Origin of the sequence: Ornithinicoccus halotolerans (assembly GCF_009602535.1) — a bacterium.
Lineage (GTDB): Bacteria > Actinomycetota > Actinomycetes > Actinomycetales > Dermatophilaceae > Ornithinicoccus > Ornithinicoccus halotolerans.
Genome location: NZ_WIQI01000009.1, coordinates 52,238 through 64,007, shown reverse-complemented (window position 1 = coordinate 64,007; position 11,770 = coordinate 52,238). Strand labels below are relative to the sequence as shown.

The 11,770-nt window shown below is 73.4% G+C and carries 9 protein-coding genes and 1 tRNA gene; 4 read left to right on the top strand and 6 right to left on the bottom strand.

The window, feature by feature from the left end; all coding sequences use genetic code 11:
* Positions 1-2,346 (bottom strand): transglycosylase domain-containing protein (locus GFJ45_RS03755; protein WP_153394291.1); only part of this gene is annotated, 2,346 nt, incomplete at its 3' end.
* A 128-nt stretch (positions 2,347-2,474) separates the two neighbouring features.
* On the opposite strand from GFJ45_RS03755, the gene GFJ45_RS03750 reads away from it, so the two are divergent.
* Together GFJ45_RS03750 and GFJ45_RS03745 are read left to right on the top strand one after the other, a co-directional pair.
* Complete coding sequence (locus GFJ45_RS03750; RefSeq protein ID WP_153394289.1) at positions 2,475-3,104, top strand: PadR family transcriptional regulator; 630 nt, start codon at positions 2,475-2,477, stop codon at positions 3,102-3,104.
* 4 nt (positions 3,105-3,108) lie between these two features.
* A complete protein-coding gene (locus tag GFJ45_RS03745) occupies positions 3,109-4,188 on the top strand; it encodes an inositol-3-phosphate synthase (protein ID WP_153394287.1) in 1,080 nt (359 codons plus the stop codon).
* 19 nt (positions 4,189-4,207) lie between these two features.
* Here GFJ45_RS03745 and GFJ45_RS03740 read toward each other — a convergent pair whose 3' ends face one another.
* The 4 genes from GFJ45_RS03740 to GFJ45_RS03725 form a co-directional block, all read right to left on the bottom strand.
* Positions 4,208-5,356, bottom strand: a complete 1,149-nt coding sequence (locus GFJ45_RS03740) for a class I SAM-dependent methyltransferase (RefSeq protein WP_153394285.1) — start codon at positions 5,354-5,356, stop codon at positions 4,208-4,210.
* A gap of 22 nt (positions 5,357-5,378) precedes the next feature.
* Positions 5,379-6,782: a YfjP family GTPase gene (locus tag GFJ45_RS03735; RefSeq protein ID WP_153394282.1), complete on the bottom strand. Its 1,404-nt coding sequence runs from the start codon at positions 6,780-6,782 to the stop codon at positions 5,379-5,381.
* Positions 6,779-8,485, bottom strand: a complete 1,707-nt coding sequence (locus GFJ45_RS03730; RefSeq protein ID WP_153394280.1) for a dynamin family protein — start codon at positions 8,483-8,485, stop codon at positions 6,779-6,781. The genes GFJ45_RS03735 and GFJ45_RS03730 overlap by 4 nt, the downstream gene beginning before the upstream one ends.
* A 41-nt stretch (positions 8,486-8,526) precedes the next feature.
* A tRNA-Arg gene (locus tag GFJ45_RS03725) sits at positions 8,527-8,599 on the bottom strand.
* A 58-nt stretch (positions 8,600-8,657) separates the two neighbouring features.
* On the opposite strand from GFJ45_RS03725, the gene tyrA reads away from it, so the two are divergent.
* Positions 8,658-9,794 (top strand): bifunctional chorismate mutase/prephenate dehydrogenase, encoded by a 1,137-nt coding sequence (tyrA, locus tag GFJ45_RS03720; protein WP_228386439.1) that lies wholly within the window; start codon positions 8,658-8,660, stop codon positions 9,792-9,794.
* On the opposite strand, the gene GFJ45_RS03715 is transcribed toward tyrA, so the two are convergent.
* The gene (locus GFJ45_RS03715; protein WP_153394278.1) at positions 9,762-10,973 is read right to left on the bottom strand and encodes a PrsW family intramembrane metalloprotease; all 1,212 of its coding nucleotides are present in this window, start codon (positions 10,971-10,973) and stop codon (positions 9,762-9,764) included. The two genes, tyrA and GFJ45_RS03715, sit on opposite strands and share 33 nt — an antisense overlap.
* Between GFJ45_RS03715 and orn the strand changes: the two genes are divergently transcribed.
* Positions 10,972-11,766 carry an oligoribonuclease gene (orn, locus tag GFJ45_RS03710; protein ID WP_153394275.1) on the top strand — a complete coding sequence of 265 codons (795 nt, stop codon included), beginning with the start codon at positions 10,972-10,974 and terminating at the stop codon, positions 11,764-11,766. The genes GFJ45_RS03715 and orn overlap by 2 nt on opposite strands.
* Positions 11,767-11,770 lie beyond the last annotated feature (4 nt).

Genomic DNA, 11,770 nt, shown 5'->3' with positions numbered 1-11,770 from the left:
ACCGCCGCCGCTACCGCCGCCGCTACCGCCGCCGCTACCGCCGCCGCTACCGCCGCCGCCGGAGCCGCCCCCGCTGCCTCCACCGGAGCCGCCGCCGCTGCCGGAGCCCGTGGTGCCGGTGGGTTCGTCGCTGTCCGTGGGCGCCGGGTCCTGCGTTGGCTCGGGCTCGCCTGTCTCGGTCGGCTCGTCCTCGGTCTGGGTGGGCTCGTCCTCGGTCTGGGTGGGCTCGTCGGTCTCGGTGGGCTCGTCCTCGGTCTGGGTGGGCTCGTCCTCGGTCGGCTCCGGGTCCTGGGTCGGCTCGAGCTCCTCGGTCTCGGTCGGCTCCGGCTCTGGCGTGATCGCGTCGTCGTCGCCGACGCCCACCCGCTCGGGGAGCTCCTCCACCGGCTCGCCCTCCATCGCCCGCCGCAGGAACTCGCCCCAGACCTGCACCGGGAAGGTGCCGCCGGTGACCCGGCCCTGACCGGCCACGTCCTCCATCTCCTGGGTGCCGTCGCCCTGGTACATGCCGACCGTCACCGACAGCTGGGGGACGAACCCGCTGAACCAGGCCGAGCGGTTGTTCTCGCTGGTCCCCGACTTGCCGGCCGCGGGACGCCCCAGGTCACCAGCCAGCACGCCGGTGCCCTGGGTGACCACCTGCGCCATGGCGTCGGTCACGTCAGCCGTCACGTCCGGCTCCAGCACGCGTTCGCTCTCCGGGTCCGCCTCGTGGTCGACCTGGCCGTTGGTGCTGGTCACCCGCTGCACCAGATAGGTGTCGGCCCGTTCACCCTCCGCGGCGATCGTGGCGTACACCCCGGCCATCTCCGCCACGGTGGGGGCGGCCGGCCCGAGCACGTTGGACAGCTCGGCGTCCAGCCCGGGGGTGTCCTCGGGCAGCCCGAGCCGCACCGCCAGGTCGCGGGTCCGCTCCGGGCCGACCTGCTGGTTGTGCTGCACGTAGACGGTGTTGACGGACTCCGCGGTCGCCACCCGTAGGTCGATGAGGCCGAACTGCTCGTCGCGGAAGTTGCTCACCTCGTACGGCTCGGCCTGCCCCTCGATGTCGAACTCCATCGGGCTCGGGCCGGGGTACTCGGTCAGCGTGCTGAACCCCTGCTCCAGTCCGGCCGCGAGGGTGACCGGCTTCATCAGCGAGCCGGCCTGGAGCTGGGCGTCGGTGGCGTTGCTGATCTGCCGCTCGGAGTAGTCCTCGCCTCCGTACAGGGCGGTGACCGCGCCGTCGCCGGGCCGCACCGCGACCAACCCCACGCGCAGCTCTTCCTCCACCGCCTCCTCCGGCACCATCTCCTGGACCGCCTGCTCGGCGGCCTGCTGGTGCTGCCGCTGGATGGTGGTGACCACCCGCAACCCGCCCTGGTCGACGTCGGCCTCGGTCAGCCCCAGCTCGTCGATCAGCTCCTGCCGGACCTCAGTGGCGATGTAGCCCTTGACCCCGGTCGTCGCGGAGGTGGGCTGCGGCGGCTGGACGTCGGGGAAGGACATCGACTCCGCCTCCTCGGGCGAGAGCCACCCCTCCTCGGCCATCCCGTCGATGACGTAGTGGAACCGGTCCTCGGCGCGCTGCTGGTTGTCGCCCGCGTGCGGGTCGAAGAGGGACGGCGCGTTGGTGACGCCGGCGAGGAAGGCGCCCTCGGCCACGGTCAGGTCGGCGGCGTCCTTGCCGAAGTAGGCCTGCGCGCCGGTCTGCACCCCGTAGGCGCCCCGGCCGAAGTAGATCGTGTTGAGGTAGCTCTCCAGGATCTCGTCCTTGGACAGCTCCTGGTCGATCTTGACCGCGATCAGGGCCTCTTCGAACTTGCGGGCGTAAGTCTGCTCGTGGCTGAGGAAGTAGTTCTTGACGTACTGCTGGGTGATGGTGGAGCCGCCCTGGGTGCTGTCCGTGGTCAGGTTGTTCCACAGCGCCCGGACGGTGCCGGTGATCGAAATCCCCTGGTTCTCGTAGAACTCGCGGTCCTCCGCTGCCAGCATCGCCTGCTCCACGTGGTCGGGCACCTGGTCCAGCCCGACCGACTCCCGGTTGTGGCCGCCGGTGAACCGGGCCAGCTCGGTCTCGCCGTCGGCGTAGTACAGGATCGAGCTCTGCGACTCGGCGAACGCGTTGGGGTCCGGGATGTCGGTGCGCGCGTAGGCGTAGCCCACCAGCGCGGCTCCCAGCAGGCCCAGGACCACCAGCACCCACAGCAGCACGAGCAGCAGCCGGCGCCACAGCGGACGGCGCTGGCCGCGCCCCCGTGCCGAGCCGGAACGAGGGCGACGGGAGGCGGACGCCGGGGTGCGGCCGGACCGGCGGGGCGAGCCGCTACCGCGGGCCGCCGAGCGAGAGGTGGGGCGACGAGTCACCGGCCCATCATGCCGCTTCAGCGCCGGTGCGACCGAACCGCCCACGGGGGGCCGGGGCTGCGGGCGGTGTATCGAGCCGATATATTGCAGTGATCTATCGAACCGGTCGTGACGGAAGGGAGTGCGCGGTGAGCCGTCGCACGGAGATGCTGGAGCTGGCCATCCTCGGCCTGCTCCACGACTCCCCCATGCACGGCTACGAGCTGCGCAAGCGGCTCCACCTCGTCCTCGGCACGGTGCGCACGCTGTCCTACGGGACGCTCTACCCGCGGCTGCGCGAGTTCGTCCAGCGAGGCTGGATCACCGAGGCGCCCGCGCTGCCGGCGAGCGTGGGCGGTCCCGCGCTGCGCGGCGGGCGGCGGGGCCGGATCACCTATGAGCTGACCGCCGAGGGCAAGGAGCGGTTCGCCGAGCTGGTCGACCACAGCGGCCCCACCGCGTGGGAGGACGGCACGTTCGACGTCCACTTCGCCTTCTTCGGCCGCACCCCCTCCCACGTCCGGCTGCGCATCCTCGAGGGCCGGCGCAGCCGGCTGGAGGAACGCTTGGCACTTTTCCGCGAGGCGGCCGGCCCGCGCCGGGACGCCTACACGGACGAGCTGCATCGGCACGGGCTGGAGGCCACCGAGCGCGAGGTGCGCTGGCTCGCGGGCCTCATCGAGTCCGAGCGCCGCTCGGGCACGGTCCGTCCGACCTCCGACGTCCCGACCCGGGGCACGGATTCCGCAACTGAAGACAGTCCCCCGAACAAGGAGTGACCCCATGGGTTCCGTACGCGTCGCGATCGTCGGCGTCGGCAACTGCGCCAGTTCGCTGGTGCAGGGCGTCCAGTACTACCGCGAGGCCGACCCGGCCGCCGAGGTCCCTGGCCTGATGCACGTGCAGTTCGGCCCGTACCACGTGGGCGACGTGCAGTTCGTCGCCGCCTTCGACGTGGACGCCAAGAAGGTGGGTTTCGACCTGGCCGAGGCCATCAACGCCAGCGAGAACAACACCATCCGCATCGCCGACGTCCCGCCCACCGGGGTGACGGTGCAGCGGGGCCCGACCCTGGACGGGATCGGCCGTTACTACGCCGAGACCATCGAGGAAGCCGGTGACGACCCGGTCGACGTGGTGCAGGTGCTACGGGAGTCCGAGGCTGACGTGCTCGTCTCCTACCTGCCGGTGGGCTCGGAGGAGGCCGACAAGTTCTACGCCCAGTGCGCCCTGGAGGCCGGTGTGGCCTTCGTCAACGCGCTGCCGGTCTTCATCGCCTCCGACCCGGAGTGGGCGCAGAAGTTCACCGACGCCGGGGTCCCGATCATCGGGGACGACATCAAGTCCCAGGTGGGGGCGACCATCACCCACCGGGTGATGGCCCGGCTGTTCCAGGAGCGGGGCGTGGTGCTGGACCGCACCTACCAGCTCAACGTCGGCGGCAACATGGACTTCAAGAACATGCTGGAGCGGGACCGGCTGGAGTCCAAGAAGGTCTCCAAAACCCGGGCGGTCACCTCCAACGTCGACCACGACATGGGCGAGCGCAACGTGCACATCGGTCCCTCCGACTACGTGCAGTGGCTCGACGACCGCAAGTGGGCCTACGTGCGCCTGGAGGGCCGAGCGTTCGGTGACGCGCCCATCAACCTCGAGTACAAGCTGGAGGTGTGGGACTCCCCCAACTCCGCCGGCATCATCATCGACGCCATCCGCGCGGCCAAGATCGCCAAGGACCGAGGGGTCGGCGGGCCGGTACTGGCCGCCTCGTCGTACCTGATGAAGTCCCCGCCGGAGCAGCTGCCGGACCCGGAGGCGCGGGCGCGCCTGGAGGAGTTCATCCGGGGCGACGGCGAGGGCTGACGCGGGCTGGCCGGTGGCGCTATCCGGCTCCCTCCCGCGTGAGCAGGAGGGCGTCGCCGGCGAGCGCGCGCTGCACCACCAGGCCGTGGTGGTGTACCCAGCGGGTCACTGTGGCGGACGCGCCGAGGCGTGAGACGTCGAACAGCACCAGGAGGGCGTGCTCAGAGAGGTGGTCCTGCAACAGCGGGACTGCTGGGTACCGCGCGAACCGGCCGGCGCCGGCGGCAGGCCCGTCCAGGAGCACCAGGTCCACCCCCTCCAGGTCGGTGAACGCCTGGGTGTCGTACCAGTGGCACGGCTCACCGGCCACCTCCACGTCGGTGAGGGGGGCGTGGCGGGCGCTGGCCCTCCCGGTCAGCCCACGCTCGTGCAGGAACCGCGCGACACCCGAGACCGCGTGCTCGTCGTCGTCCACGACGACCAGTCGCGCTGACTCGGCGGTGCGGAGAGCCTCCGCGACCCACATCGCGGCGTTGCTGGCCCCCAGGGACAGCACCGCCTCAGGGTGGTGCTGCTCGATGAGCTCGACGACCGACAGCACCGCCGCGGCGGTGGGTCGGTTCGCGGTCGTCCCGGCAGCGCTCGGTCCGGTGGACAGCCGTCGCACGAGCTCCATGTGAGCCTTGAGCTCGGCAGCCTCGCTGCTGCCGCTGACCGCGTCGAGGAGCTCCTGATGGCGCTCCTCCAGTCGCCTCAACAGCGCCGCGCGCGGTTCCTGTTGCGCGGACGCCACAGCGGTCGACACCCGGTCCTCCGTTCCCGCGAGGCCGACGGCCATCTCCTCCGCGACGGCGTCGAGGCGTCGGCCTAGGTCTGTCACCGACTGCTGGAGGACGCGACCTTGCTCCTGTGCCCGGGCCGCCTGCTCACTGACCTCTGCCACTCGGTTGTCGAGGGACTCCCCGATGGATCTGAGCGACTCCCCGAGTGCGAGGACCGACTCGGTCGTGGCCTTGCCGGCCGCCTGCACTGAGCTCTGGACCGATCGCGAGTGGTGCCACAACACCTGCTGCCGCCGACGGAGGTCAAGAACGAGCAGGAGCAGGCCGGTGAGGAGGACGGCCAGAACGGCGAGGGCGGCGCCGAGGCGGCCCGTGGCCGCGAGGAGGGCGCCCAGGCCGCCACCGAGTCCTCCCGTGAGCGCTACGCCGCGATGCTTCCAGGTCATGTGCTCTCTCCCTTCCGCGGCGTCATGCCCACCACGGGGCTTGGGTCGACACCAGCCGCTTCTGGTACTCCTCCAGCCAGCTGGACAGCAGGAGCAGGCCGGTCCGCCACCGGTCTGACGGGGAGAGTGGCCCGTCATCCACCACGGGGGGGAGGCTGGGCGCTGCCTGTGCCTGCGCGCGACTCACCGCCTCCGTGTACCACGCCCGGGACGCCACGCTCTCCAGCTTCAGCGAGCCATCCCCCTGTCGGGCCTGGGCATCGTTGGTGGACGGCAGGCCCGCAACCTCGGGCACGCAGGCCTCCAGCACTTCGCGGTAGAACACGCCGTCGTCCTTGCGTGAGCGCTCCACCGACATGGCGGTGGTGACGAACTCCGGGTCCAGGAAGGGCGCGGCGACGGATACCTCTGGACTCATCATTCGGAAGGGCGCCTGGGCCACCCCCCGGGCGGTCCGGGTTCGCAGCACCGTGACGCGGACGTCCTCAGGGTGTCCGTCGACCAAGTCCCACTCGGTTCTGAAGGCCTCCCGAGCCCGGTCGCGGATGTGGTGCGCCAGCTCCAGCTCCTCCTCCAGCGCCGGGTCGAGCTCTGGCTCCTGCCCGGCCAGCCCCTCCAGCAGCCGCCGCGCCAGGCTGCGCACGTCCCCCACGAGTCGCGCCTCGGCGGCCTGCCGCGCCGCCACGACCTCCGCCAGCGCCTGCCTGACCTGCTCGACGCCGGTGCCGGTGCGCGCCGACAGCGGCAGCACCGGCAGCTCACCCGCGCCGTCGGCGGCGACCAGCCGGGCCAGGTCGGCGGCCACCTCGGGCACCGCCTCCCCCGGTATCCGGTCGACCTGGTTGAGCAGCACGAGCATGACCGGCTCGTGGTCCCGCAGCGGGCGCAGGTAGTCGTCGTGCAGCCGGGCGTCCGCGTACTTCTGCGGGTCGGCCAGCCACAGGAAGGCGTCGGCGCGCTGCAGCACCCGGTCGGCCTCGGCGCGGTGGCTGACCTCCACGGAGTCGAAGTCCGGCAGGTCCACCAGCACCAGCCCGTCGAGCTCACCCGCACCGTCGGTCCCGTCGGCTGGCACGTGGTGCCGGGACCGGACGTCGAGCCAGTCCAGCAGCTCGTCGGCCTCCTCGGTCCCCCAGATGGCGGCGGTGGCCCGGTCGGTCGTGGGCCGGCGCACCCCCACCGAGGCCACCTCGCCGCCGACCAGGCGGTTGAACAGGGTGGACTTGCCGCTGCCGGTCGCGCCGGCCAGCGCCACGACGGTGCGTCCGGTGCCGATGGCGCCACGCTCCGCGACCCGGCGCACCAGCGCCCGGCCCTCCTCGACGAGCGCGGGGTCCAGCTGGTCCCCGCCCTGGTCGAGGGCGTCGGCCAGCTGCTGGGCACGCCAGCCCAGCGGGACCCGGGAGGCGCGCTCCCGGCGCCTCACCGGGCGTCCTCCACGCCGCGCGCCGCCGCGGCGAGCTCGGCGAGCGTCTCCTCTGAGACCGGCAGCCCGGCAAGCACCTGCTCGTAGCGGCCGCGCTCCTCGTCGTAGACCTGCTCGACCCGGCGCAGCAGGTCACGGCGTGCGCGGGCGGCCAGCTCGCGCACCGCCTGGTCGCCGAACACGGCCTCCAGCAGCCGCTGCGCCAGGATGGCCGACCCGCCGGCGATGCCGACCTCGGCGCCGGTGAGCCCGCCGGTCGCGGTGAAGACCAGCAGCATCAGCAGCACCGCCACCCCGTTGACGCCGAAGGCCAGGTAGCGGGCCGTGGAGCGCTTGCGCCCGGCCTCCTGGCGCACCATGTCCAGCACGGCGCCCTGCCAGTCACGCACCACCCGCTCCACCCGCTGCCGCAGGTCGGGCGCGGGGGCGGCCAGCTCGGGGTGGGCGGCCAGCAGCGCCTCGCCGCCGGGCGCGGCCCGCCAGGAGCGCGCCGTGGAGCCGGTGGCGATCTCGGCCTGCGCGGTCACCAGGTCGGCGGCGCCGGACTGCAGCGCCTCCCCCAGCGGCTCGGTGCTCGGTGGCTGTCCGCGGAAGAAGCCGGTCACCCGGTCCCGCAGCCGCCCCACCCCGGCCTCGACCTGGCGCAGGAACTCGCCGGTCCCGACGAGCTCCTGCCACCGGGCCAGGACCTCGCCGCGCAGCAGGGAGCCGTCGACCATGCCCTCCTGCACCCCGTCCAGGGCGTCTCGGTAGGCGTGCCGGGCGGCGCGGCCCAGGTCCTGGCGCGCCTCCTGCTGGCCCTCGGCGGCCGCCCGCAGCGCAGCGCCCCGGGCGGTCAGCGACGCCAGCGCCCCGCTGAGGGTGCGGCGGATGACCACCGAACGGGCCCGGGCGTCCCCGGCGAGGGAGTCCAGCCAGCCCGAGAGCCGGTCGGTGTCGCGCGCCGGCAGCAGACCCTCGGGCGTCAGCGCCGTCTCGGGGACGGTGAAGATCGGGGACTGCTCCAGCCCCTGCTCGCGCAGCATCTGCGCCAGGTGCGACCGGACCTGGTCCATCGCCTCCGGCGGGACCCGGTCCAGCACGATGGCCACCGCCGTGCCCCGCTCGGCGGCCCGGCGGAGCAGCGTCCACGGCACCGCGTCGGCGTACCGGGCCGCGGTGGTGACGAACAGCCACAGGTCGGCGGCCGAGAGCAGCTGCTGGGCGAGCTCGCGGTTGGCCCGCACCACCGAGTCGATGTCGGGGGCGTCCAGCAACGCCAGGCCCGGCGGCAGCCGCGACGAGGTGACCAGCCGCAACGAGCCGGGGTCGGTGGCCTCCCCGGCGCTCCCGGTGACCCGGGTGAGCTCGGGCAGCACCCGGGGGCCGGCGAACCAGTGCTGGTCCTCGGGGTGGTGCACCAGCACCGAGGAGCGGGTCGTAGGCCGGAGCACCCCCGCCCGGGAGACCTCCTCGCCGACCAGGGAGTTGACCAGCGTGGACTTGCCGGCACCGGTGGAGCCACCCACGACGCACAGCAGCGGGGCGTCCAGCGCCCGCAGCCGGGGCAGCACGTAGTCGTCCAGCTGCTGGACCAGCTCCCGGCGGTCCGCCCGTGCGGACCCGACGTCGGGCAGCTCCAGCGGCAGCAGCACCTGCTCGGCGGCGGCCCGTAGCCGCTCCACGGCGGCCAGCAGCGCCGGCGCGGTCTCGGTGCTCGTCACGGCTCCACCCTGCCCTGCCTCCTCGGTGCTCACCACTGCGGCGCCCCCGGCAGGACTCGAACCTGCAGCCTTGTCATTAGAAGTGACCTGCTCTGTCCGTTGAGCTACGGGGGCCGGCCCGCCGCGGCGGGCGGACGCCACGCGCATTCTAGGGCGCCGATACGATCCGCCCATGGACGGCATGGAGGACCCGGCGGCCCCGCTGGCCGGGCTGCGCCAGCAGATCGACGAGGTCGACCAGGCCGTGCTGGAGCTGCTGGCCCGGCGGCTGGAGCTGGTCGCCGAGGTCGGGAAGGTCAAGGGCCGGCACGGCGTGCCGATCTACGCGCCCGAGCGGGAGGCGGAGATGATCGCCGCCCGCCGCGCGCAGGCCGAGGCCCGGGGCGTCCCGCCCGACCTCGTCGAGGACGTGCTGCGCCGCTGCATGCGGGCCTCCTACACCCACGAGCGGAACGTCGGCTTCACCCAGCAGGCTCCCGGCCTGGGCCCGGTGGTCATCGTCGGCGGGGCCGGCCGGATGGGCCGGCTGTTCGCGCGGATGCTCACGCTGTCCGGGTACCAGGTGCGCACCCTGGACGCCGGTGACTGGGAGCGCGCCGAGGAGATCGTCGACGGCGCCGGGCTGGTGCTGGTCAGCGTGCCGATCCATGACACCGTCGAAGTGATCGGGCAGCTGCCCGCGCTGCCGCCGGACTGCCTGCTGGCCGACCTGACCTCGACCAAGCGCGGCCCGATGGCCGCGATGCTGCAGGCCCACCCCGGGCCGGTGGTGGGGCTGCACCCCATGTTCGGCCCGGACGTGGACAGCTTCGCCAAGCAGGTCGTCGCCTACTGCCCGGGCCGGGACCTGTCGGCGGCGGACTGGCTGCTGGAGCAGATCCGGCTCTGGGGGGCGCGGCTGCACCCGGTGGAGGCCGAGCAGCACGACCACGCCATGGGGCTGATCCAGGCGCTGCGCCACTTCTCGACGTTCGCCTACGGGCTCCACCTGGCCGGGGAGGACCGGCCGCTGGACGAGCTGCTGGCGCTGTCCTCCCCGATCTACCGGCTGGAGCTGGTCATGGTGGGGCGGCTGTTCGCCCAGGACCCCGGCCTCTACGCCGACATCATCATGGGCTCCCCCGAGCACCTGGACCTGATCGAGCGCTACCACGACCGGTTCGCCGAGGCGCTGGAGCTGCTGCGGCAGGACGACCGGGACGGCTTCGTGGCGCGGTTCCGCGAGGTGGGCGACTGGTTCGGCAGCTACGCCGAGCGGTTCCTGGCGGAGAGCCGCTCACTGCTCGCCCACGCCGACTCCTCCCGCTGAGCCCGGGGCGAACCCGGCGCGGTTGCCGGTGAGTGCGTGGAGCAGCTGCTGCTCGCGGCGCGGCCAGACCGGGTTGTCGTCCCCGCGCTCGATGTGCCGCCGGGCGACCGCGAGCTCGACGGCCTCGTCCTGGAAGGAGGTCATCGCCCGGGCGGCGCGCCGCCCGCCCTGCTGCCGGGCCCACCGCCGGGCCCGGCGCCGCTCCGCCGGGGAGATGAGCATGGCCACCTCGGCGGGGGTGAACCAGCCGTTGAGGCCGTAGCCGGTCAGGTGGTCCCGCAGCATCCGGCCCTCGCGCCGCCGCGCCCAGACCAGCAGCGTGACGAACCCGACGAACAGCGGCACCTGCACCACCAGGTACACCAGCAGCCACCCCTCCGCCGTGCTCACCGCGGCGAAGTTCCACAGCGTGTGCAGCGCCACCGCCGCCAGGTAGCCACCGAGCGGCAGCAGCAGGCGCCACACCGACCGCCGGTGGGCCACGAACCCCAGCGCGATGCCGAAGCACACCGTGAACATGGGGTGGGCGAACGGGCTCATCAGCACCCGCAGCAGGAACACCCCGGCCAGTCCCTCCCCGCCCAGCTCGGCATACGCGGAGCCGAGGTAGAGCACGTTCTCGACGAAGGCGAAACCGGCTGCGGTGACGCCGGCGTAGGCGATCCCGTCGACCACGCCGTTGAACTCCCGCCGCGCCACCCAGAAGATGACCAGCACCCCGAGCGCCTTCAGCGCCTCCTCCACCGCCGGGGCCACCAGCACCGCGCCCGCGACCAGCGGGTCCACCTGGAGCCCGGCGAAGACGGCCATCCCGAGCTCGTTCAGCACGGCCGCGCCCAGGGTGGCCACCAGCGCGCCCCACAGGAACGCGAACAGCATCCAGCGCAGCGGCTCGGCCTCCAGCCGGTCCACCCACAGGAAGACCGGCACCACGATGCCGATGGCCGTCGAGGCCGCGAGCAGCCCCAGCACCGCGCCGCGGACACCCGCGGTCTCGGTGATGACCAGCGTCATCACCAGCGCGCACAGCGCGAAGACCGAGACGCTGACGCCGGCGACCAGCAGCCCGCGCAGCAGCGGGCGCACCGTGCGGTTCCCGACCGGGCGGACCGGGGGGCCGGCCGTCACGGGCGGGCCGGAGGGACCGACGGGAGCAGAACCGGGCGGGCTGGTGGGCATGGCCCACACGCTAGCGGGGCCGGGCCGTAGGGTTGAGCCCGTGAGCCAGACCGCCGCCAGCCGCGCCCAGACCGACCGGATCGTGTGGATCGACTGCGAGATGACCGGGCTGGACCTGCAGCGGGATGCCCTGATCGAGGTAGCGGCCCTGGTCACCGACTTCGACCTCACCGTCCTGGGCGAGGGGGTCGACCTGGTGGTGCGGCCCCCGGACGCGGCGCTGGCGCAGATGGGCGACTTCGTCCGGCAGATGCACACCGACTCGGGGCTGCTGGACGTGCTCACCGAGGGGGTGAGCCTGGAACGGGCCCAGGAGCAGGTGCTGGCGTACGTGCGCACCTGGGTGCCCGAGGCCGGCAAGGCGCCGCTGGGCGGCAACACGGTCAGCACCGACCGGGCGTTCCTGGCCCGGGACATGCCGGAGCTGGAGCGCCACCTGCACTACCGGATCATCGACGTCTCCTCCGTCAAGGAGCTCAGCCGCCGGTGGTACCCCCGGGCCTACTTCGCCGCCCCCGAGAAGACCGGCGGGCACCGGGCGCTCGGGGACATCCAGGACTCGATCGCCGAGCTGCGCTACTACCGGGAGGCGGTCTTCCGCCCGCGGCCGGGGCTGGACACCGCCTCGCTGCGCGCCATCGCGCAGCGCTACGGCACGGCGCCGCCCGAGCCGACCGATCCCGACGAGGGCCACACCACGGCCGCGGCGGCCGCCCCCAGCGGCCAGCCCGGGCCGCCGACCGCCGGCGAGGCGGTCACCCCGTCGCCCGCCACGCCCGACGACGCCGGGTAGCGGC

Coding starts and splice junctions, on each gene's coding strand:
- GFJ45_RS03745 (WP_153394287.1), top strand. CDS start 3,109: ATGGGTTCCGTACGCGTCGCGATCGTCGGCGTCGGCAACTGCGCCAGT.
- orn (WP_153394275.1), top strand. CDS start 10,972: ATGGCCCACACGCTAGCGGGGCCGGGCCGTAGGGTTGAGCCCGTGAGC.
- tyrA (WP_228386439.1), top strand. CDS start 8,658: ATGGACGGCATGGAGGACCCGGCGGCCCCGCTGGCCGGGCTGCGCCAG.
- GFJ45_RS03740 (WP_153394285.1), bottom strand. CDS start 5,356: ATGACCTGGAAGCATCGCGGCGTAGCGCTCACGGGAGGACTCGGTGGC.
- GFJ45_RS03715 (WP_153394278.1), bottom strand. CDS start 10,973: ATGCCCACCAGCCCGCCCGGTTCTGCTCCCGTCGGTCCCTCCGGCCCG.